At 69.8% G+C, this 22,351-nt stretch carries 17 protein-coding genes; 6 read left to right on the top strand and 11 right to left on the bottom strand.

Annotated features, from left to right (window positions below; all coding sequences use genetic code 11):
* Positions 1-36: 36 nt before the first annotated feature.
* A complete protein-coding gene (locus AB0B94_RS05435) occupies positions 37-741 on the bottom strand; it encodes a permease-like cell division protein FtsX (protein ID WP_357268582.1) in 705 nt (234 codons plus the stop codon).
* A 128-nt stretch (positions 742-869) separates the two neighbouring features.
* Between AB0B94_RS05435 and AB0B94_RS05430 the strand changes: the two genes are divergently transcribed.
* The 4 genes from AB0B94_RS05430 (at position 870) to nrfD (ending at position 7,098) form a co-directional block, all read left to right on the top strand.
* Positions 870-1,667 carry a PrsW family intramembrane metalloprotease gene (locus tag AB0B94_RS05430; RefSeq protein ID WP_357268581.1) on the top strand — a complete coding sequence of 266 codons (798 nt, stop codon included), beginning with the start codon at positions 870-872 and terminating at the stop codon, positions 1,665-1,667.
* A 146-nt stretch (positions 1,668-1,813) separates the two neighbouring features.
* Positions 1,814-5,089 (top strand): formate dehydrogenase, encoded by a 3,276-nt coding sequence (fdh, locus tag AB0B94_RS05425; protein WP_357268578.1) that lies wholly within the window; start codon positions 1,814-1,816, stop codon positions 5,087-5,089.
* A gap of 3 nt (positions 5,090-5,092) precedes the next feature.
* The gene (locus AB0B94_RS05420; RefSeq protein WP_357268576.1) at positions 5,093-6,136 is read left to right on the top strand and encodes a 4Fe-4S dicluster domain-containing protein; all 1,044 of its coding nucleotides are present in this window, start codon (positions 5,093-5,095) and stop codon (positions 6,134-6,136) included.
* Positions 6,133-7,098: an NrfD/PsrC family molybdoenzyme membrane anchor subunit gene (gene nrfD / locus AB0B94_RS05415; protein WP_357268574.1), complete on the top strand. Its 966-nt coding sequence runs from the start codon at positions 6,133-6,135 to the stop codon at positions 7,096-7,098. The genes AB0B94_RS05420 and nrfD overlap by 4 nt, the downstream gene beginning before the upstream one ends.
* An 87-nt stretch (positions 7,099-7,185) precedes the next feature.
* On the opposite strand, the gene AB0B94_RS05410 is transcribed toward nrfD, so the two are convergent.
* From AB0B94_RS05410 to AB0B94_RS05375, 8 genes are all read right to left on the bottom strand, one after another.
* Positions 7,186-8,745 carry an OFA family MFS transporter gene (locus tag AB0B94_RS05410; RefSeq protein WP_357269877.1) on the bottom strand — a complete coding sequence of 520 codons (1,560 nt, stop codon included), beginning with the start codon at positions 8,743-8,745 and terminating at the stop codon, positions 7,186-7,188.
* A gap of 230 nt (positions 8,746-8,975) precedes the next feature.
* On the bottom strand, positions 8,976-10,556 hold the full coding sequence (locus AB0B94_RS05405; protein WP_357268572.1) for an MDR family MFS transporter: 1,581 nt from the start codon (positions 10,554-10,556) through the stop codon (positions 8,976-8,978).
* A gap of 73 nt (positions 10,557-10,629) precedes the next feature.
* Entirely contained in the window at positions 10,630-11,250 is a 621-nt protein-coding gene (locus AB0B94_RS05400) for a TetR family transcriptional regulator (RefSeq protein ID WP_357268570.1), read from the bottom strand.
* A 41-nt stretch (positions 11,251-11,291) separates the two neighbouring features.
* Positions 11,292-12,152, bottom strand: a complete 861-nt coding sequence (locus tag AB0B94_RS05395) for an alpha/beta fold hydrolase (protein WP_357268568.1) — start codon at positions 12,150-12,152, stop codon at positions 11,292-11,294.
* On the bottom strand, positions 12,149-13,021 hold the full coding sequence (locus AB0B94_RS05390; RefSeq protein WP_357268566.1) for an SDR family oxidoreductase: 873 nt from the start codon (positions 13,019-13,021) through the stop codon (positions 12,149-12,151). The genes AB0B94_RS05395 and AB0B94_RS05390 overlap by 4 nt, the downstream gene beginning before the upstream one ends.
* Entirely contained in the window at positions 13,011-14,504 is a 1,494-nt protein-coding gene (locus tag AB0B94_RS05385; protein ID WP_357268564.1) for an NAD(P)/FAD-dependent oxidoreductase, read from the bottom strand. Before AB0B94_RS05385 ends, AB0B94_RS05390 begins: the two co-directional genes overlap by 11 nt.
* Positions 14,505-14,804, bottom strand: coding sequence for a DUF4873 domain-containing protein (locus tag AB0B94_RS05380; protein WP_357268562.1), 300 nt, complete (start codon positions 14,802-14,804; stop codon positions 14,505-14,507).
* Positions 14,801-15,529 carry a TetR/AcrR family transcriptional regulator gene (locus AB0B94_RS05375; RefSeq protein ID WP_357268560.1) on the bottom strand — a complete coding sequence of 243 codons (729 nt, stop codon included), beginning with the start codon at positions 15,527-15,529 and terminating at the stop codon, positions 14,801-14,803. The genes AB0B94_RS05380 and AB0B94_RS05375 overlap by 4 nt, the downstream gene beginning before the upstream one ends.
* 48 nt (positions 15,530-15,577) lie before the next feature.
* On the opposite strand from AB0B94_RS05375, the gene AB0B94_RS05370 reads away from it, so the two are divergent.
* Positions 15,578-16,468, top strand: a complete 891-nt coding sequence (locus AB0B94_RS05370) for a diiron oxygenase (RefSeq protein ID WP_357268558.1) — start codon at positions 15,578-15,580, stop codon at positions 16,466-16,468.
* A 72-nt stretch (positions 16,469-16,540) separates the two neighbouring features.
* Here the strand turns inward: AB0B94_RS05370 and AB0B94_RS05365 are convergent, their stop codons facing one another.
* Together AB0B94_RS05365 and AB0B94_RS05360 are read right to left on the bottom strand one after the other, a co-directional pair.
* A complete protein-coding gene (locus AB0B94_RS05365; RefSeq protein WP_357268556.1) occupies positions 16,541-17,044 on the bottom strand; it encodes a VOC family protein in 504 nt (167 codons plus the stop codon).
* Between the two features lie 92 nt (positions 17,045-17,136).
* Positions 17,137-17,661, bottom strand: a complete 525-nt coding sequence (locus tag AB0B94_RS05360) for a winged helix-turn-helix domain-containing protein (protein WP_357268554.1) — start codon at positions 17,659-17,661, stop codon at positions 17,137-17,139.
* A gap of 239 nt (positions 17,662-17,900) precedes the next feature.
* On the opposite strand from AB0B94_RS05360, the gene AB0B94_RS05355 reads away from it, so the two are divergent.
* Positions 17,901-22,325 (top strand): S8 family serine peptidase, encoded by a 4,425-nt coding sequence (locus AB0B94_RS05355; protein WP_357268552.1) that lies wholly within the window; start codon positions 17,901-17,903, stop codon positions 22,323-22,325.
* Positions 22,326-22,351 lie beyond the last annotated feature (26 nt).

Raw genomic sequence — 22,351 nt, 5'->3', positions numbered from 1 at the left:
TGTCCACCGGGGACCGGATCGAGTGCTGGGTCGGCGTCACAGCATCGCCAGCGGGGCCAGGGGTACGCCGTCGACGCCGTCGAGCCTCATCAGCTCGCCCACTGCGGATCCTTCTCCGTTCAGGGGCATCTCGAACCGCCATGACTCGTGCGGCATCTGCGGTTGAAGCTGCGTGGACAGGTCACCCTTTCCCTGGCACCGCTTGCGTAGGCGCTCGTACGCGGCGTCGCGGTCCTCGAATTCGATCGACTTCGCCGTTGGGAGTGCCCGGACGGCCTTCTCCACGGCGGCGCGTTGTTCGTCGGTCGCCGACGACGTGAGCCGGACGATGACGCCGATCCGCGATGGCCGAGGGTCGACGTCCGCGATCCTGAGCGCAACGTCCTCCACGCCGTCGGCCTCAACCATCACCAGTTCGATCGCCTCGGCGATCGACGCGTCGGTGACTGTGGCGTGCAGAAGCTCCGGCATGTACTCCGGCTTGAGGGCCGCCAGCAGGTCGGGCTTCTCCTTCAGGTCCGCCTTCTGGCGCTCGTACGCCTGCTCGCGGGTTTCCAGGGACACCTCCCTGACACTGGGCATCGACCGGAGCTGCTGCTCCACGCTGCCCTTCTGCGCCACGGTCACGTCGTTGTCGAGGAAGACGGTCAACGCCACGTCCCCGGGATCCTCAGGTTGCGAGGTGCAGGCGGGAAGGGCGAGCAGGACGACGAGTGACAGTAACGGTGCTGCGCGGCGCATGGGCGCAGATCGTAACCATCACTCGCGCGCATCGCAGTCCCTTGACAGCGGACGTCGCCGCTGGGAGGTCGTCAGGGTTTCGGTGCCGGGGCTGGTCTTCGTAACAGTGGTCCGCCAGACTGCGCGGTATGGGTGATCGTTCGCGCCGGTGGGCGTGGGTCGGGGTGCTCGTCATCGGGCTGTTCCTCTATCTGGCGGTGCTGCGGACCTTGGTCAGCACCAAGAATCCGAACTTCGTGCCGGCGTTGATCCTGCTCGGGGCGACGCTTGTGCCGTTGACGTTCCTGACGTTCGCGCAGGCCCGCACCGGGCGGTGGCAGGTGCCGGCGTCGGTGCTGGTGACGTCGGCGTTCTTCGGCGGTGTGATCGGCACTGTGGTCGCCGGCACCCTTGAGTACGACACCCTGCGCGGCCTGGGCACCCTGCCGATGCTGTTCGTCGCGTTGATCGAGGAATCGGCGAAGCTGATCGTCCCGGTGGTGCTGCTGTTCACGGTGGTGGCCCAGCGTCGCCGCCGGGTGCCGTCCGACGGGCTGATCATCGGCATCGCCGCCGGGATGGGGTTCGCCGCGCTGGAGACGATGGGCTACGCCTTCAGCGCGCTGCTGAGTTCACAGGGCAACATCGGCGCGGTGGAGCAGACGCTCTTCATCCGGGGCCTGACGGCGCCCGCCGGTCACACCGCGTGGACCGGGCTGTCCGCCGGCGCGCTCTGGGCGTTGCTGGCGAGCCCGAGCGTCGCTCGGCTCCTCGGGTTCATCGGCACGTTCGTGGGCGTCGTCGTCCTGCACACCCTCTGGGACACGTTCTCCGGTTCGCTGGTCTTCGTCGTGTTGGCGATCATCAGCATCGGCTGGTTGTTCTGGGAGCTGCGCCGCTACCGGACGTTCAGCGACCAGCAGACCGGCCAGCTGCAACCGCACTGACCAACGCCGTACTCCCATGCCTCTCCCGGCCCCGCACCACACTGCCGGGGGAGGTATGACTGTTGGTGATCCCGCTGCGACGGGCCGGCACCTCATCTAACGTCAGAGTGTTCATATTTGCCGGTATTGGTGGGGAAGGTGCGGCGATGGGGGTGCGCAGCTGGTTCGAGGGCTGGCCGGTCTATCGCCAGCTCACCGGCACGGACCCGCTGGGCCGGGGTGCCGCGGCGAAGTCCGACGGGTCCCGCTCGCTCACCGCCCGCACCGACACCGCCGATTCGATGGCCCGGTCGGTCTGCCCGTACTGCGCTGTGGGTTGTGGTCAGCGGGTGTTCGTGAAGGACGGGCAGGTCAGTCAGATCGAGGGTGATCCGGACAGCCCGATCTCGCGGGGTCGGCTCTGCCCGAAGGGCTCGGCGAGCAAGAGCCTGGTCACCAGTCCGCTGCGGCAGACCACTGTCCGCTACCGCCGGCCGTACGGCACCGAGTGGGAGGACCTCGACCTCGACACGGCGCTGAACATGATCGCCGATCGGGTCCTGGCCGCCCGGGAGCAGACCTGGGAGGACGTCGACGCCGAAGGGCGACCGCTCAACCGGACGCTGGGTATCTCCAGTCTGGGCGGGGCGACGCTGGACAACGAGGAGAACTACCTCATCAAGAAGTTGTTCACCGCGATGGGGGCGTTGCAGATCGAGAACCAGGCCCGTATTTGACACTCCTCCACCGTCCCCGGTCTGGGGACCAGCTTCGGTCGTGGCGGCGCCACCCAGTACCAGCAGGACCTGTCGAACTCCGACGTCATCGTCATCCAGGGTTCGAACATGGCCGAGGCGCACCCGGTGGGCTTCCAGTGGGTGATGGAGGCCAAGCGCAAGGGTGCGAAGGTCTTCCACGTCGACCCGCGGTTCACCCGAACCAGCGCGCTGGCTGACTCGTACCTGCCGATCCGGGCGGGCACCGACATCGCGCTGCTCGGCGGGGTGGTGCGCTACATCCTCGACAACGAGCTGGACTTCCGGGAGTACGTCGTCGCCTACACCAACGCCGCGACGATCGTGACCGAGGAGTACGCCGACACCGAGGACATGCACGGCCTCTTCTCCGGCTTCAACGACGACAACGCCACCTACGACCAGGCCAGTTGGCGATACGAGGGCCACTCGCAGAACCGGACGACCCGTGACAGCGAGACACAGCGGGAAACGGCGGCCGGGCTGGAGAACGAGTCGCACGGCGCGCCGGTCGGCGGTGAGACCCAACGTGACGAGACGTTGCAGCACCCGCGCTGCGTCTACCAGATCCTCAAGCGGCACTTCGCCCGCTACACCCCGGAGATGGTGGAACGGGTCTGCGGCATCCCGCAGGAGAAGTTCTTCGAACTGGCCCGGGCGTGGACGGAGAACTCCGGCCGGGACCGGACCGGCATGCTCGTCTACTCGGTGGGCTGGACGCAGCACAGCGTCGGTGTGCAGTACATCCGCACCGGCGCGATCATCCAGCTTCTGCTGGGCAACGTGGGCCGCCCGGGTGGCGGGGTGATGGCCCTGCGCGGGCACGCCAGCATCCAGGGGTCCACCGACATCCCCACGCTGTTCAACCTGCTGCCGGGCTACCTGCCGATGCCCCACCACGCCGAGCACCCGACCCTGGACAAGTGGGTGGACAGCATCGCGCACCCCGGGCAGAAGGGCTTCTGGGGCAACGCCCGCACCTACGGCGTCAACCTGCTCAAGGCGTACTGGGGTGACGCGGCCACCGCCGACAACGACTACTGCTACGGGTACATGCCGCGGATGACCGGTGATCACGGCACCTACCAGCAGGTGCTCGACATGATCGACGGGAAGATCAAGGGGTACTTCCTGCTCGGGCAGAACCCTGCTGTCGGTTCGGCGCACGGCCGGGCGCAGCGGCTCGGCATGGCCAACCTCGACTGGCTGGTCGTCCGCGACCTGTTCATGATCGAGAGCGCCACCTTCTGGCAGAACGCGCCGGAGATCGAGACCGGCGAGATCACACCCGAGCAGTGCCGCACCGAGGTGTTCTTCCTACCGGCCGCGTCGCACGTGGAGAAGGAGGGCACCTTCACCCAGACCCAACGGCTGTTGCAGTGGCGGGAAAAGGCCGTCGAACCGCCAGGCGACGCCCGCTCCGAACTGTGGTTCTTCTACCACCTCGGTCGCGTCATCCGGGAACGGCTCGCGACGTCGACGAAGCCGCGCGATCGTGCGCTGCTCGACCTCGCCTGGGACTACCCCACGCACGGTCCGCACGCGGAGCCGAGCGCCGAGGCGGTGCTGCGCGAGATCAACGGGTACGACGTGGCCACCGGCCGGCCGCTGGCGTCGTTCACCGAGATGAAGGACGACGGCTCCACCGTTGGCGGTTGCTGGATCTACACCGGGGTGTACGCCGACGGCGTCAACCAGGCGGCCCGCCGCAAACCCGGCTCGGAGCAGTCCCTGGTGGCGCCCGAGTGGGGTTGGGCGTGGCCGGCGAACCGGCGCATCCTCTACAACCGTGCCTCCGCCGACCCCGACGGCAACCCGTGGAGTGAGCGCAAACGCTACGTCTGGTGGGACGCGGACAAGAGCGAGTGGACAGGCTACGACGTGCCGGACTTCGAAAAGACCAAACCACCGTCCTACCGACCGGAGCACGACGCCTCGGGTGTGGCGGGCATCGCCGGCGACGACCCGTTCATCCTCCAGGGCGACGGCAAAGGCTGGCTGTACGCGCCCACCGGCGTGCTCGACGGACCGATGCCCACCCACTACGAGCCGGTCGAGTCGCCGGTGCGCAACCCGCTCTACCGACAGCAGGCCAACCCGACCCGCAAGGTCTACACCCACCCGATCAACACACTCAACCCGAGCCCGCCCCAGGAGCACAGCGACGTCTTCCCGTTCGTGTTCACCGTCAGCCGGCTCACCGAGCACCACACCGCCGGTGGGATGAGCCGGACGGTGTCACCGCTGGCCGAGCTGCAACCGGAGATGTTCGTCGAGGTGTCGCCGGAGTTGGCGGCCTTGCGAGGGTTGAGTCACCTGGGCTGGGCCCACCTGGTCACCAGCCGGGCGGCAGTCGAGGCGAAGGTGTTGGTGACCGACCGGGTGACGCCGCTGCGAGTGGATGGCCGGATCATCCACCAGGTCTGGCTGCCGTACCACTTCGGCTTCGAGGGCCTGGTGACCGGTGACTCGGCGAACGACCTGTTCGGGATCACTCTCGACCCCAACGTCCTGATCCAGGAGAGCAAGGTCGGCACGTGCGACGTCCGACCCGGACGACGCCCCAGAGGACAGGACCTGGTGGACCTCGTCGTCGACTACCGGCGGCGGTCGGGCAACCTCGTCCACCGCTACCCGCCGATGGTCACGACCGACGTCGCCGACAGCAGCAGCGACCAGGAGGCCTGACCGATGCCCCACGCCAACGCCCTGTACGGGCCGCTGGACCCCGCACCGGACGCCGGCTATGAGAACCCGCCGCCGCGGATGGGGTTCTTCACCGACACCAGCGTCTGCATCGGCTGCAAAGCGTGCGAGGTGGCCTGCAAGGAGTGGAACGGTGTCCCGGAGAGCGGGCTCGACCTGCTGGGCATGTCGTACGACAACACCGGCGCGCTGACAGCGAACTCGTGGCGGCACGTCGCGTTCGTGGAGCAGCCGCGCTCGGCCGGCTGGGCGACTCCGGCGTTCGCGGGGGACCCGGACGGGCCGGCGATCAGCCCGGTGACGGCGGCGGCCGGCGCGCGTACCAGCACCGACACCGGAACGGACCCCGGCCTGCCCACCGGCTCGCCCGCCGCAGCGGCGCGCATGTCGGGCGGACCGGAGTTCCTGGGGATGCCGGGTGCGCAGCCACCGGGGAGGGGCTCGGGCGCGGAGGGGCGGACGGATTTCCGCTGGCTGATGATGTCGGACGTGTGCAAGCACTGCACCCACGCGGCCTGCCTGGATGTCTGCCCGACTGGTTCGCTGTTCCGGACGGAGTTCGGCACCGTGGTGGTGCAGGAGGACATCTGCAACGGCTGCGGTTACTGCATCTCCGCCTGCCCCTACGGCGTCATCGATCAACGCAAGGATGATGGTCGGGCGTGGAAGTGCACGCTGTGCTACGACCGCTTGGGCGCGGGCATGACCCCGGCGTGTGCGCAGGCGTGTCCGACGGAGTCGATCCAGTACGGGGAACTGGACGAGCTGCGGGAGCGGGCCGCCGCGCGGGTCGCGAAGCTGCATGAGCGCGGAGTGCCGGAGGCGCGGTTGTACGGGCACGACCCGAACGACGGCGTCGGTGGTGACGGTGCGTTCTTCCTGCTGCTCGACGAGCCGGAGGTGTACGGGTTGCCACCGGATCCGATCGTCACCACCCGCGACCTGCCGGCCATGTGGAAGCGCGCCGGCCTGGCGGCGGTGACGATGGCGGTCGCCACGGCGGTCGCGTTCCTGGGCAGGCGGCAATGACCCGCGGCGGCGAGCAGCTCGCCGTGCCGCCGGCCGAATTCGCCTCCTATTACGGCCGGCCGGTTCTGAAGCCGCCGGTGTGGAAGTACGACATCGCCGGCTACCTGTTCACCGGAGGCCTCGCCGCCGGGAGTGCGCTGATCGGTGCGGGCGGCCAACTGACCGGACGACCCGGGCTGCGCACCGTGGGCCGTTGGACGGCTCTCGGCGGCGTCGCCGCCAGCACGTACCTGCTGGTCCATGATCTTGGCCGACCGGCCCGGTTCCATCACATGCTCCGGGTGGCCAAGGTGACCTCGCCGATGTCGGTCGGCACCTGGATCCTCGCCGCGTTCGGCCCGCTGGCCGGTGTGGCCGCTGTCGCCGAGCTGGCGCCGCTGCTCCCGCAGCACGGTGTGTTCGGCCTCGCCCGTCGGATCGCACCGCCCATCGGCAACGTCGCCGGCCTGGCCGCCGCGGCCACCGCGCCGGCGCTGGCGACGTACACCGGGGTGCTGCTCGCCGACACGGCCGTGCCGTCCTGGCACGACGCCTACCCGTCGCTGCCGTTCGTCTTCGCCGGCAGCGCGCTCGCCGCCGCGTCCGGGGTCGGCCTGATCGCGGCACCGGCCGCGGAGACCGCCCCACTGCGACGACTCGCCCTGGCGGCCGCCGCCATCGAGTTTGGCGGAGGGCACCAACTGGAGCGGCAGGGCCTCACCAGCGAGCCCTACACGCACGGACGCAGCGGCCGGCTGGTCAAGGCGGGACGCGCCCTGCTCGCCGTGGGCACCGTCACCGCGCTGCTCAGCCGACGCAGCCGGGTCCTGTCGGCGATCTCCGGCGCCGCCCTCGTGGCATCGTCGGTCGCCACCCGGTTCGGCGTCTTCGAGGCGGGACGGGTGTCGGCCCGCGATCCGAAGTACACGGTCGTGCCACAACGGGAGCGGCTCGACGAGAAGCGATCGGCCACCCAGCCCTGAGCGGATCGGCGCAACCGAAGGCGCCCCCTTCAAGGGGACGCCTTCCGTAGCGTTGCAGGAGGTCCGGCCGCTACGGGCCGCCGGGCGTCAGCCGGTGAACAGCTTCGCGGCGGTGATGGCGGTCTGGACGATGCCGTACCCGAGTAGCACCGCGACCAGCAGCCACGACAGCCAGAGCCGCCCGGTCTGGCTCCCGACGCGCGGCGGCGCGGGCGGCTGGCTGTCCCGCCCGAGAGCGACAGGCTCGGTGACTGTCGCCTTCGCCACCGGCGAGGTCGGCCCCCGGTCCGGTTCGTGGAACCGGTCGGGCACGGAACGCACCAGCAGGTTCGCGATGAACCCGATGGCGAGGATGCCGACCATTGTGAACAGCGCGGGCCGGTACGCCGCCGCGGTGAGGGTGCCGGGCTTGCCCTGGGTGTCGAGGATCCCGTTGACGATCAGCGGACCGGCGACACCCGCGGCCGACCAGGCGGTCAGGATCCGGCCGTGGATCGCCCCGACCTGGAAGGTGCCGAACAGGTCACGCAGGTAGGCGGGCATGGTGGCGAAACCGCCACCGTAGAAGGAGATGATCGCGGCCGCGATCAGCACGAAGACCGCTGTCGCGGAGTGGCCAGCCACGGCGAGCAGCACGTACAGCACCATGCCGACGCCGAGGTAGACCATGTAGATGGGCTTGCGGCCGATGAGGTCGGACGTCGTCGACCAGACGAACCGCCCAGCCATGTTGAACAGCGACAGCACTCCCACGAAACCGGCCGCCGCCGACACCGAGACAGTGGTGGCGGTCCCGTTGTCCCGGAAGAAGTCCTGGATCATCGGGCTTGCCTGCTCCAGGATGCCGATGCCCGCTGTGACGTTGCAGAACAGCACGATCCACAGCAACCAGAACGACCGGGTACGCACGGCGTTCGACGCCGACACGCTCGCCGTCGTCACCAGAGGCCGGGCGGCGACGCTCGCGGGGTCGAACCCGGCGGGCCGCCAGTCCGGCGCCGGAACCCGCACGTTGAACGGGCCGAACATCATGATCACGAAATAGCCGATGCCGAACGTGACGAAGAGCGCCACGAGGGCATGCCCGGACGCGACGGCGGCCGGGTTGTCGGGGTTGTAGCCGGAGTCGTAGAGGGAGAGCAGTTGGCGCGCGAGCGGGCCGGCGACCAGGGCGCCACCGCCGAACCCCATGATGGCGAGGCCGGTGGCCAGGCCGGGGCGGTCCGGGAACCACTTGATCAGGGTGGAGACGGGCGAGATGTAGCCGATGCCGAGCCCGATGCCACCGATGACGCCGTACCCGAGATAGAGCAGCCAGAGCTGCTGGGTCGCGATGCCGAGCGCGCCGACCAGGAACCCGACGGCCCAGAAGCACGCCGAGACGAACATCGCCCGGCGCGGTCCGTTCCGCTCCACCCAACGGCCGCCCACCGCCGCTGACGAGCCCAGCATGACGATGGCGATACTGAAGATCGCCCCGATCGCCGTCTGGCTGGTGTCGAAGTGCGCGATGAGGGAGTTCTTGTAGACACTCGTCGCGTAGACCTGGCCGATGCACACGTGCACGGCCAGTGCCGCGGTCGGGATGAGCCAGCGGCTGTATCCCGGGGGAGCGACAGTGTGCCGAGGATCGAAGACCGACAGCATGGGCATCGTCCACACCTCCTGCGGCCGAACAGGCCGCGACGTTGCCGAGCTGTCGACCCGGCAGTTGGCCGAGCGGCGCCGCCGCAGTGGCGGCCCGGCGCACGTCTGGCGTCAGCCGTTGACCGGCTCAATCTCACGTTACGTGGCAAGACGTTCACGTCATGTCGTTACCGGGAAACGCGAAGCGGGGGCGGGCCAATCGGCCCGCCCCCGCCCCGCCGGCGTACGGCTCAGTGGATCGCGACCTTTGCCGCCGCCTCCTCCTGGGCGCGTCGTTCGTCCCCGCTGAGGGTGTGCAGCGGCTTCTCCTTGATGAACAGCACGACGATCAGCGCGAGCAGCGCGATCGGCGCGCCGACCAGGAAGAGGTCCGCGGTGGCGATGCCGTACACGTCCTGCACGATGCGCAGCACCGGCTCGGGCAGGGTGGACAGGTCGGGCACCTCGGCGGAGCCACCGCCGGGGGTCGCCGCCGGGCCGAGCCGGTCGGTCGTCAGCGAGGTCACCCGACTTGCCAGGACCGCGCCGAGGGCGCTGACCCCGATCGCCCCGCCCATGCTGCGGAAGAACGTCAGCACGGAGGTGGTGGCACCGAGCTCGTGGGCCGGCACGTCGTTCTGCGCGGCGAGCACGAGGTTCTGCATGAGCATGCCGACACCGACGCCCAGCACGGCCATGTAGATCGACAGCACGAGGACGCTGGTGTTGGCGTCGATGGTGCCCAGCAGCAGCATCCCGACGGTCATCACCGCGGCGCCGGCCACCAGGTACGCCTTCCACCGGCCGTACTTCGTGATGAGCTGGCCGGCCACCGTCGATGAGACGAGCAGACCGAAGATCATCGGAAGGCTCATCAGGCCCGCGACGGTGGGTGACTTGCCCAGCGAGATCTGGAAGTACTGGGACAGGAAGACGGTGCCGCCGAACATCGCGACACCGACCAGCACGCTGGCGATGGTGGCCAGGGAGACCGTGCGGTTGCGGAAGATGCTCAGCGGGACGATCGGCTCCGCCGCCCGCGACTCGACGAACACGGCCAGCGCCAGCAGGACCAGACCGCCGATGACCATCACTGCCGTCCAGCCGGAGGCCCAGTCGAACTTGTTGCCGGCCAGGGACGACCAGATCAGCAGCGTGGAGACGCCCGAGGTGATGAGCAGGGCACCCAACCAGTCGATCTTCGCCTTACGACGGACGACCGGCAGGTGCAGGGTGCGCTGAAGCAGGGCGATGGAGATGACGCTGAACGGGACGCCGATCAGGAAGCACCACCGCCAGCCCAGCCACGACGTGTCGACGAGCAGGCCGCCGATCAGCGGACCGGCGATGGTTCCCACACCGAAGACCGCGCCGAAGATGCCGGCGTAGCGGCCCAGCTCACGCGGCGGGATCATCGCCGCCATGACGATTGTGGCCAGCGCCGTCATGCCGCCGGCGCCGATGCCCTGGACGACCCGGCTGAGCAGCAGAACCTCGACGTTCGGCGTGAAGCCCGCGATGAGTGAACCCACCACGAACAGTCCCAGCGACAACTGGATCAGCAGCTTCTTGCTGTACAGGTCGGCCATCTTGCCCCACAGCGGCACCGTCGCCGTCATGGCGAGCAGTTCGCTGGTGACGATCCAGGTGTAGACGGTCTGGCTGCCGTTCAGATCCGCGATGATCCGCGGCAGCGCGTTCGCCACCACGGTGGAGGCGAGGATGGACACGAACATGCCGACCATCAGGCCGGAAAGGGCCTGCAGAACCTCCCGACGCGACATGCGCGTGCCGACGTCGGCGGTGTCGGCGGGCGGGACTGTGGTGGTCATTGACGCTCCCTTGTCGGGTCTGTGGCCCAGTGGTGGGCCCCGGAGCTGGTGCGGCGGGGCAGGGGCTGGCGGGTCAGGAGATGGCCGGCGGATCGGGCAGGCCGGCGGCGATCGCGGCGAACGCCTCGTCGACGAAGTCGTGCAGCGGCCGGTCGTCGTCACCGGCGGCCCAGCGCAGCATCGCGGTGCGGAAGGCAGCGCCGGCGACGGCGACGACCAGCGGCGGATGGCCGTGGTCGAGTCCGACGCCGAGGCGGGTGGCGACGACCGCCACCATGGCCTGCTCGGTGGCGCTGTTGCCGGCCACCAGCCGGGGCAGCAGCGCGGGGTTCTGGGTGATGACCGTGAGTCGCAGCCGCCACAACTCCCTGTCGGCCTGGATCGAGTCGACCGACTCGTCGAGGGCGACCCGCACGGCCTGCAACGCCGACACCTGGGCGGGGGCGGCTGCCAGACGCGCCACGACCGGGTTGCCGTCGAGTGCCGGATCGTCGGTGAGGGCCTCGTCCTTGCAGGTGAAGTAGTTGAAGAAGGTCCGTGAGGACACGTCCGCGGCCTCGCTGATCTCCTCCACCGTGACGTGCTCCAGGCCGCGGTCGGCGACCAGCCGCAGCGCGGCGGCGGTCAACGCCGCCCGCGTCTGCGCCTTCTTGCGGTCGCGACGCCCGGGCGCAGCGTGGTCGGTGTCGGTCACGCTGGCGAGGTTAGGAGCGAACTTGCACAGTCTGCAAGTTTTTAGAGTGTGAAGTGATCTTCCTGACTCGTGAGCTGGACGGAGACCGAGGGATCCGGTCGTTCGGTGTGGGGCACGGCGCCGGTGGTCTCCAGGATGAGCGCGGCGACCAGGTCCGGGTCGTCGCTCATCGGCACGTGCCCGCAACGGGGCAGCGTCACCACCCGCGCCGCCGGCAGGCCCGCGCGGGCCCGCTCGGCCTGGTGGACGCCGAAGATCCGGTCGCGGTCACCCCAGCCGATGGTCACCGGCACCGTCGCGTCGGACAGCCGAAGGCAGTCGAAGCGATAGTCGCGGGCGGCTCGGGCCACGGCGTTGAAGCCGACCCCGCGTCGCAGGGCGAGCGCGTCGCCCAGCGCGCGCTCGACATCCAGCAGTGTCGGGCGGGCCATCAGCGGCGCGAAGCACAACGCCCGCAGGTACGCCGAGCGCAGCGCGACCCGCATGATCGGCGTGGGCAGGTACGAGTTGGCCCGCAGCATCCGGAGGATGGCCAGCGCCCGGCGGCGCTCCGCCGGGGTGAAGAAGCCGGCGGGGGAGAAGGCGGTGGCCGAGGCGACCGCCCCGGTGGCGGCAAGCTCCAGGGCGATCGCCCCACCGAGGCTGTAACCGGCGACGTGCGGACGCTCCAGCCCCCACTCGGTCAACGCCGGTAGGACCCCGGCCACTGTGGCGGCCATGTCGGCGGGCATGCCGGTGCCGGGCACCGGGGAGTTCCCGAAGCCGGGCAGGTCGAGCGCGACCACCTCGTGGTGGGCGGTCAACCGGTCGAACACCGGCTCCCACGCCTGGTGTCGGTGACCGATGCCGTGGATGAGCACGAGCGGCTCGCCGCTGCCCGCACGTCGGAAATGAATGCTCATGAGCGCTCTCCCACCGAGGTCCTGCCGAAGGAACGCCCGAGCTGGCGTACCTCGTCTTCCATCTGGCCGACCATGGTCTGGCCGCCGAAGCGGGTGATCAACGCGTCCGAGAGGCCGCTCAGCACCACCGGCCGCAGCGCCTGTACCAGGGCGAGCGCCCGGGGCACGTACACAGTGCGCTTGCGGCGTTCGATGCCGTGCAGCAGGGCCTCGACGCACTGCTCGACGGGTACGACTGTGGACAGCGGCCACGGCAACCGGCGCAGCGTGGTGCGGAAGGACGCCAGGTCGGCACGGATGTCACGGACCAGGTCGGTGTCGGTCCAGATCGGATGCGCGGTGCCGACCGTGACGCCGCGTGAGCGGGTCTCCAGGCGCAGCACGTTGGCGAACTGCTCCACACCCGCCTTGGACGCGCAGTAGGCGGCCATGCCGGGCATCGCAGTGAAAGCGGCAGCCGACGAGACGACCAGGACGTGACCACGGGCGGCGGTGACGTGGGGCAGCGCCGCGCTGACAGTGCGGATCGCGCCGCAGAGGTTCACCTCGACGGTACGGACCAGCGCGTCGACTGGCCCCACGGCGACTGTGCCCAGGTTCGCGATGCCCGCGTTGGCCACGACCACGTCGATGCCACCGAAGCGATCCACAGTGGAGGCGACGGCGGCGTCCAGCGCCGCCTGGTCGGTGACATCACACTCGTACCAGTGCGCGTCGAGGTCGGCGCTCAGCTGCTGGAGCAGCTCGCCTTCCAGCCCGACGAGGGCGACCCGGGCTCCACGGGAGACGGCCGCACGGGCCAGCTGCGCCCCGATGCCGCGCGCCGCGCCGGTGATGAACAGGGTCCTGCCCGTCAGGTCATACCGCATCGGCGTGCTCCCGCTCCGGTTCGTTGGGGGTGCCGCCGGTCGAGGCGACCTGGTAGTCGGCCGGGCGGAACCGGCGCAGCCGCATCCGGAAGCTGGTGGCGAAGCCCGGCCAGATGGTGGTGTTACGGCCGGTGGCGTCGAGGTACCAGCTCGAACAGCCGGTCTGCCAGACGGTGCCGGCCATCTTCTTGTCGACCCGCTCGGTCCAGCGTCGTTGCGCCAGCGCGGTGGGCTCGATGGCCGTGATGCCCCTGGACCGCATGTGACGCAGGGCCGCCAGCACCAGATGCAGCTGCGCCTCGATCATCAGCACCACCGAGGTGTGCCCGAGCCCGGTGTTCGGGCCGAGCAGGAAGAACAGGTTGGGGAAGCCGGCGATGGTGGTGCCCCGGTACGCGTGCATGCTGGGGGTCCACGCGTCGCCCAGGCTGCGCCCGCCCCGACCATGGATGCGCCGGACGACGGGGGAGTCGGTGACGTGGAAACCGGTCCCGAGGATGATCGTGTCCGCCCGGTGGTGGACGTCGTCGTCGGTGACGAGACCATCCGGCACGATCCGGGCGATGCCGGCGGTGACCACGTCGACGTTCGGTCGGGTGAGCGACGGCCAGTAGTCGTTGGAGATCAGGACCCGCTTGCAGCCCATCGCGTAGCGAGGGGTGAGCTTGTCGCGCAGGTTCGGGTCGGGAACCTGACGCCGCAGCGTACGCACTGACAGGCGCGAGGCGAGGCGGTTGACCGCCGGGTGCAGGAAGCCCAGGCCCATGCTTTCGCGTACCAGATAGAGCCCTGCCCGGGCGGCCCGCTGCGCACCGGGCACGGTGCGGAACGCGGCCTGCTCGACCCCGCTGATCCGGCGCGACAACCTCGGCATGATCCAGGCGGGACTGCGCTGGAAGAGCGTCAGCCGCTCGACAGTCGGCTGGATCTGTGGGACGAACTGGACCGCCGAGGCGCCGGTGCCGATCACCGCGACCCGCCGGCCGGTCAGGTCGTGGTCGTGCCGCCACCGGGCGGAGTGGAACACCGTCCCGGCGAACTCGTCGATCCCGGGCAGGTCGGGGATGGCCGGGTCGCTGAGCGGGCCGGCGGCACAGATCAGGACCCGGGCGCTGTGGTCGCCGCCCGAGGTGCGCAACAGCCAGCGTTGGCGCTGGTCGTCCCACCTCGCCTCCCGCACCTCGTGACGCAAACGCAACTTCGGGCGTATCCCGAAGCGGTCGACGCAGCCGCGCAGGTAGTCCCAGATCTCCGGCTGGCCGGAGAACGTGTTCGACCAGCCGGGGTTGGGGGCGAAGGAGAACGAGTAGAGGTGCGACGGGACATCACAGGCGCAGCCCGGGTAGCTGTTGTCACGCCAGGTCCCGCCGACGTCCGCACCCCTGTCGAAGACGAGAAAGTCGGTGAAGCCGGCCCGCTGGAGGCGGATGGCGGCGCCCAGGCCACCGAATCCGGCGCCGATGATGGCAACGTCTGTCTCCATTCACTCCTCCGTGAGCTCGGGCGCGCGCGGCGGGTCGGACACTGGCGGCCAGGGCGGATCGCCCACGCCGGTGATTCGTACGCCGCCCCACGGATCGATCTCGGCCAGTCGGGCCGCCCGGACGCGGTCGGCGATGCGCACCTCGACCTCGCGCTGGCCGGAGCGCAGCAGGTGGGCCATCCGCGGCTCGGGCTCGATCCGTCCGCCCCAGTGGAAGCGGCCGTCGACGGGCTCCCACCGCCCGCTGAGGTGCACCCGGACCGGGGTGCCCTCGACACCCGCCGGGCCGTGGTAGCTCACGGCACGATCCGCTCGTGGGCGCGGGTGAGCTCGTGCGGCAGGTCCGCGCTGGCCCGCACCCCCTCGATGCCGCTCCACAGCAGGGCGGTCAGGTAGTCGGTGAGGGCCGCCCGGCTGATCGGCTGGCCGTGCGTGGTCCACCAGTCGCCGACCGCCTGCACGAAACCCACCAGGCCGTACGCCCAGGGCTCGGCGGGACCGGCGTCCAGGCCCAGCGTGCGTAGCCGGTCGCCGATCACCCGGGCGAGCCCGGCGGCCACCTGCCGGCTGGTGCCCGCGATCACCTGGTGGATGCCGGGGTCGCCGGACTGGTGCATCAGGAACCGGTAGAGCCTCGGCTCCGACTCGATCACGCCCAGGTAGGCGTCGATCGTCGCTTCGACCAGGCCACGTTCCTCGCGGACCTGTTCGATGGCGGGCGCGATGGTGTCGACCATCCGGGCCGCCACCACCTCGCTGACCGCGACCCAGAGCTGCGACTTGTCGGCGAAGTAGCGGTACAGAACCGGTTTGCTGACGCCAGCGGCGGCGGCCACCTGTTCCATGTCGACCTCCGGCCCGTGCCGCAGCAGCGCCTGCATGGCGGCCCCGACCAACTCCTGCCGTCGTTGCTCACGATGGTCTGCCCAGCGGTCTCGGCGGCCGTTGCCCTTCGCCTTCGGGCTGCTGTCGGGAGGGATGGCCGACGGGTCGGACGCATTGACATCGGTGAACGGCGATTGCATGCTACTACTCGTAACAGTTACCGATCGTCACGTCAATATGGAGGAACCATGGAGGCGGCGGAAACCGAGCGTGCGACGGTCGCCGAGCGACTGCTCGCGTCCTCACTGCGGACCAGCTACGACCCCACCGTCGAGATCGACTGGGACGCCCCGCACACCCCCGGCGCCTACTGGCTCCCGCCGCAACGCAGCAGCCTCTACGGCACGCCACTGTGGCGACAGCTCAGCGAGGAGCAGCGCGTCGAGCTGACCAAACACGAGGTGGCCAGCGCGGCCAGCGCCGGGCTGTGGTTCGAGACGATCCTCATGCAGATGCTGATCCGGGAGTACTACCGCGCCGACCCGACCAGCCGGCAGGCCCAGTACGCGTTGACCGAGGTCGCCGACGAGTGCCGGCACTCCATCATGTTCGGCCGGCTGATCGAGGCGATGGGTTGTCCGGTCTACCGCGCCAGCGCCACCGACCACCACCTCGGGCGCTTTCTCAAGGCCACCGCCAGCGGCCCCAGGATGTTCGCCGCGATCCTCATCGCGGAGGAGATCCTCGACGCGTTCCAACGCGAGATCATGGCGGACGAGTCTCTCCAGCCGCTCATCCGGATGGTCTCCCGCATCCACGTGGTGGAGGAGGCGCGGCATGTCCGGTTCGCCCGCGAGGAACTGGCCGCCGCGGTCGCGGCCACCGGCCCGCTGGGCATGGCGTACGCCCGACTGTTGGTCGGTCGTGCCGCCTACACGATCGCCAACCGCCTGGTCCATCCCGACGCGTACGCGGCGGTGGGAATTCCGCCGGCTGTCGGTCGTGCCGCTGCCCGCGCCAACCCGCGCTGGCGTGCCACCCTGCGCTGGTCGGCGGCGCGGGTGCACGCCAACCTGGCGGACGTCGGCCTGGTGGCCGGGCCGGGGCGTCGGCTCTGGGTCCGGGCCGGGCTGATCTGATCGTCCCCCGCGCGCGGAGCGGCATGGGGCGGACCGTCCCCGGCCGGACCCCACGCCGCCCGTGGGGGCTCACTAGCTGCGGGCGAAGCCACCCTTCGGCGCGATGATCTCCAGGTTCGTCCCGTCCGGGTCGTTGAAGTACGCGACTACGGTGCCGACCGCCGCCGGCGGCTCCACCTCGCCGGACGCGAACGTGTACGGCTGGCCGAGGAACTCGAACCCGGCCTCGCTCATCCGGTCGTAGACCGCGCGTACGTCGTCCACGTGGAAGCACAGGTGCATCGAGCCGGGCCGGTTGGCCGCCACCTGGGCGGCGTCGCCGAGCGGCTCCTGGAACTGGATCAGGTCGATGCCGAGGTTGTCGAGGTTGAACGTGGCGTACCGCAGCTTCGTCGTCGGCAACCCCTGTGACTGCGCGAACCCCGCGCCGTGCATGCCTTCGTCCCGAACGACCGGTTCCGCGCCGAGCAGGGCCTGGTAGAACGCGACCGAGCGGTCGAGGTCACTCACCGCGATACCGACGTGCGCGGCCTTCTTCAGCCCGATGGACACGGTCGAGGGATTGGGGAATGCCATCCTGACTCTCCTTACCAGCGCGCTTCGTCGCCTGTGTTGATGCTGATCTTCCTGGCGTACCCAGGGCGAGATCAGTTCATGCGACGTCGCTGTCAGGCCCGCTCGACCCGCGCCTGCTGGTGATCGGTCAGCCGCAGCCCCACCCCGCGCACGACATCGATGGTGGCCCCGGTGCCCAGGTCGTGCAGCTTGCGGCGCAGCCGCTTGACCAGCGACTGCACGTCCGCCTTGCGCTCGCGCCCCTCGTCACCCCAGACCGAGCGGTGCAGCTCGGCGTAGCTCCAGACCCGGGCCGGCTCGGTGATCAGGCAGGTCAGCAGGTCGTGTTCCAGGCGGGTGAGGTCGATCTCGCGTTCCCCGCAGCGGGCGCTGGAGCGGGCAGAGTCGATCACCAGGGCGGCGACCGGCGCCGGTTCGGACGGGGCGGCCACCTGCTGCGGAGCGGCGATCAGCCGGCGCAGCTCGTCGAGGTCGGCGACCAGCAGCAGCGGCGCGATGCCGTCGAGAAGCTCGGCGAGCCGGATGCGCTCGGCCGGCGACGGGGTCACCGCGATCAGCAGTGGGAACGGCTCGTCGGCCGGTTCACTCCTGTTAACCGTTGCCTCGTCCTCGGCCACCGCACCACCCGGGATCGATGGGCATCCCTGCCCAACTCTCGTCACGGTCCTGACAATGATTGGCAAGCGTGCCGCCAGCCAGGGCAACTCTTAGCGACAAGTTGCTCACGGCAAGTTCTTGATCGTCCGTTCTTCTCGATCATAGTGTCCACTCGGGCAACCGGCGTGACCCGCGCGGTGCATGGGGAGGTCCACCATGGCCCACTACACCCTGGGTCGTTCTGAGGGAGGCAGCACCGATGTTCAGACGTCCACAATGGCGGCGCGCGGCCAGATCGCTGGTGAGCGCCGGCGCGGCGACGATCCTCGCCGCGACATGCTTGGCCACTGTCAGCTCGGGCGCGCAGGCCGCGCCGGGCGGTGCGATGGGGGCGGGCGCCCCGACCGGGGACAAGATCCGACCGGAGCTCGCCAAGCAGCTCCAGGCCAAGAGTGAAGGGGACTTCTGGATCCGGTTCAAGGACCGGGCGGACCTCAGCAAGGCCAGCGCCATCAAGGACTGGTCGAAGCGTGGCACGGCGGTGGCGGACGCGCTGCGCCAGACCGCCGCCGCGAGCCAGGGCAAGATCCGGGCCGACCTCGACAGCTCGGGCACCAAGTATCAGACCTTCTGGGCCACCAACGCCATCAAGGTGAACAGCGGCTCACTCGCGATGGCCCAGAAATTCGCCGGGCACTCGGAGGTCGAGGGCCTCTACGCCCCGGTCGCGTACAAGGTGCCGGAGACGACCAAGGGCACCGACGAGAAGACGGTGAACGCCCTGGAGTGGGGCATCGCCAACATCAACGCCGACGACGTCTGGTCCCAGTACGGCGTCAAGGGCGAGGGCATCACCATCGCGAACATCGACACCGGGGTGCAGTTCAACCACCCGGCGCTGGTGAACTCCTACCGGGGCAACAACGGCGACGGGACGTTCGACCACAACTACAACTGGTTCAACGCCGCCAACGCTACCGGGGCCTGCGCCACCGCCCCCTGCGACGGCGATGGCCACGGTACGCACACCATGGGCACCATGGCCGGCTCCGACGGCGCGAACCAGATCGGTGTCGCCCCCGGGGTCAAGTGGATCGCGGCGAACGGTTGCTGCCCCAGTGACGCCGCTCTTGTCGAATCCGGTCAGTGGATGCTCGAACCGCTGGACCTGAACGGTCAGAACGCTGACGCGAGCAAGCGACCGAACATCATCAACAACTCGTGGGGCACCCAGGACCCGTCCAACGAGCCGTTCATGGAGGACGTGACGGACGCCTGGGCCGCGTCCGGAATCTTCGGCACCTGGTCCAACGGCAACAGCGGGCCGGCCTGCCAGACCAGTGGCTCGCCGGGCAGCCTCGTCAGCAACTACTCGACCGGGGCGTACGACGTCAACAACAACGTCGCCGGCTTCTCCTCCCGTGGGGCCGGTCAGAACGGCGAGATCAAGCCCAACATCTCCGCGCCGGGCGTGAACGTCAGGTCGAGCATCCCGGGCAGCGCCTACGGCAGCATCAGCGGCACCTCGATGGCAGCACCGCACCTCGCGGGCGCGATAGCGCTGCTGTACTCGGCGGCGCCGTCGCTGGTCGGCGACGTCAACGCCACCCGCGCGCTGCTCAACGGCGCCGCGATCGACAAGGCCGACGACCAGTGCGGTGGCACCGCCGCCGACAACAACGTCTACGGCGAAGGTCGACTGGACGCCCTCGCGTTGCTCAACGCCGCCCCGACCGGCGACATCGGCACGCTGGCCGGCACGGTCACCGACGCGACCTCCGGCGCCCCTGTCGCCGGCGCGACGCTGACGCTCACCGGCGCGTCCGAGCGTGAGCTGACCACCGGTGCCGACGGCACGTTCTCCACCCAGCTCCCCATCGGCGACTACCAGGTCGCCGTCGCGGCGTTCGGGTACGCCAGCACCACCAGAACGGCAACGGTCGCCAAGGCCGCGACCACGACGCTCAACGTCGCCCTCACGGCGGTGCCGAGTGTCAACGTCACCGGAGCGGTCACCGACGGCTCCGGCCACGGCTGGCCGTTGTACGCGAAGGTGACAGTGACCGGCGTGTCCGGTGTCTACGACTACACCACCCCGTCGAACGGCCGCTACAGCATCAAGCTGCCGGCCGGGCAGACGTACACCCTCAAGTACGAGCCGCAGTACCCGGGCTACCAGACCGTCACCAAGCAGGTGGTGGTCGGCTCGGGCAACGCCACAGCCAACGTCGCGGTGCCGGTGGACAGCAGCGTCTGCACCACCGCGCCCGGATACACGACCGGCTCCGACGGTGAGTACGAGACCTTCGACGCCACGACCACGCCGGCCGGCTGGACCGTCGTGGACAACGCGGGCAGCGGTCAGGTCTGGAAGTTCACCGACGACGGAGACCGGGGCAACCTGACCGGTGGCACCGGCAACTTCGCGATGGTCGACAGCGACGCCTACGGAGCGGGCACCAGCCAGGACACCGCACTGGTCAGCCCGGTGGTCGACCTGACCAGCGTCACGGCCCCGGTCATCCGGTTCAACCAGGACTTCAACCAGCTCAACGACGACACCGCCGACGTGGACCTGAGCATCGACGGCGGTGCCACCTGGACCAACGTGCTCCGGCAGGAGACCGACGTCCGGGGACCGAAGCTGACCGAGATTCCGATTTCGCAGGCCGCCGGCCAGGCGCAGGTGCAGGTCCGCTTCCGCTACTACGACGCCTCGTACGAGTGGTGGTGGGAGGTCGACAACGTCCTGATCGGCAGCCAGGTCACCTGCGTTCCGGTCGACGGTGGTCTGGTCGTCGGCAACGTGCGCGACAAGAACGACGGCGGCTACGTCAACGGCGCGACCGTCACCAGCAAGGACCGGCCCGCCGAGAAGGCCGTCACAGTGGCGACCCCGGACGACCCGGGGCTGGCCGACGGCTTCTACTGGATCTACTCGTCGCTCACCGGCGAGCACCCGTTCACGGCGACCGCCGGCAACTACGTCAGCCAGACCAAGTCTGTCGACGTCGAGGCCGACTGGGCGACCACCGCGAACTTCCAGCTCGCGGCCGGTCGACTGGCGGTGACGCCGACGCAGCTGAGCGCGACGCTCCAGATGCCCAACGGCAAGACCAGCAAGTCGTTCACGGTGACCAACACCGGCGGCGCGCCGGTGGAGGTCAAGTTCGGTGAGCGGGACAACGGGTTCGAACTCCTGCGGGCGGACGGCTCCACTGTCACCCGGCAGCAGGTGCTCGGGTCCGGTGGCGCGCCGGAACAGCGGCTCACCGTCCCGACGTCGTTCGCCGCCAAGGCGTCCGGCAAGGAGGCGAAGGCGGCTGCCGCGGCGGCCGGCCCGCAGGCGGCGCCGTGGACCGACATCGCCAACTACCCGGCCACGATCATGGACAACCGGGTGGTGAACCTGGACGGCAAGGTGTATTCGCTCGGTGGCGGCGACGGTGAGGCCTCCACCACCAAGAACTACGCCTACGACCCGGCCGCGCAGACCTGGACGGCGATCGCCGACCTTCCCGGCGCGCGTAACGCAGTGACCGCCGGCGTGGTGAACGGCAAGATCATTGTCACGGGTGGCTGGGGCGACGCGGGCCCGGACTCCGCCACCTGGTCGTACGACCCGGGGGCCAACACCTGGACCGAGCTGGCCGACAACCCGGCACCGCGGGCCGCGGCCGGTCAGGCAGTCGTCGACGGCAAGCTGTACGCGGTCGGTGGCTGCACGACGGCGGCCTGCCTGCCGATGTCGAACAGCGTCGTCCGCTACGACCCGACCGGTGACAAGTGGGAGACGCTGGCCAACTACCCGAAGTCGGTGGCCTTCGCCTCCTGCGGCGGGATCGACGGCGTCCTCTACTGCACCGGCGGCAATGACGGGTCCGCCGCGCAGAAGTCCAGCTACGCCTTCGACCCGGGTGCCAACACCTGGACCGCCATCGCCGACGCGCCGACCGACAACTGGGCCAGCTCGTACGCGGTCGCCAGCGGCAAGCTCCTCGTCGTCGGTGGCTCGCAGGGTGGGGCCATCAGCAACGCTGGCTTCGCCTTCGACCCGGCCGCCGGGTCGTGGTCCAACCTGCCCAACTCGAACACCGCGCGGTACCGCGGCGGCGCGGCGTGCGGCTTCTACAAGATCGGCGGCTCGTCCGGCAACTTCAACGCGGCCCCGGACAGCGAGGTGCTCCCGGGCTTCGAGGGATGCTCCGAGTCGGCGGCCGACGTCAGCTGGATGACCATCGACAAGTCGGCGGTCACCCTCGCACCGGGCGCGAAGGTCACTGTCACCGTCGGGCTGACGGCGAACGTGGACCAGCCGGGCACCTACTCCGGCGCGGTCGCGATCTCCGAGAACACCCCGTACTCGGTGGCGCCGGTCGCGGTGACCATGACCGCGAACCCCCCGAAGACCTGGGGCAAGCTCATGGGTACGGTCACCGGCACCAGCTGCCAGGGTGCGACAGCGCCGCTCACCGGTGCTGTCGTACAGGTCGACTCGTGGGCGGCCTCGTACACCTTCGCCACCGACGCCGAGGGCAGGTACGCCTACTGGGTGGACCGCCGCAACAACCCGCTCACCATGATCGTGGCCAAGGACGGCTGGAAGCCGCAGACCCGTCAGTCCAGGATCGACACCGCCACTCCGACCGTGGAGAACTTCGGTCTGGCACCCATCAGGTGCTGACGCACTAGCCGATGAGGTCCGGCCCG

Source organism: Micromonospora sp. NPDC048986 (assembly GCF_040649335.1).
Lineage (GTDB): Bacteria > Actinomycetota > Actinomycetes > Mycobacteriales > Micromonosporaceae > Micromonospora > Micromonospora alfalfae.
Note: the sequence above shows the minus strand (reverse complement) of the source record. Positions and strands in the feature narration are given on the sequence as shown.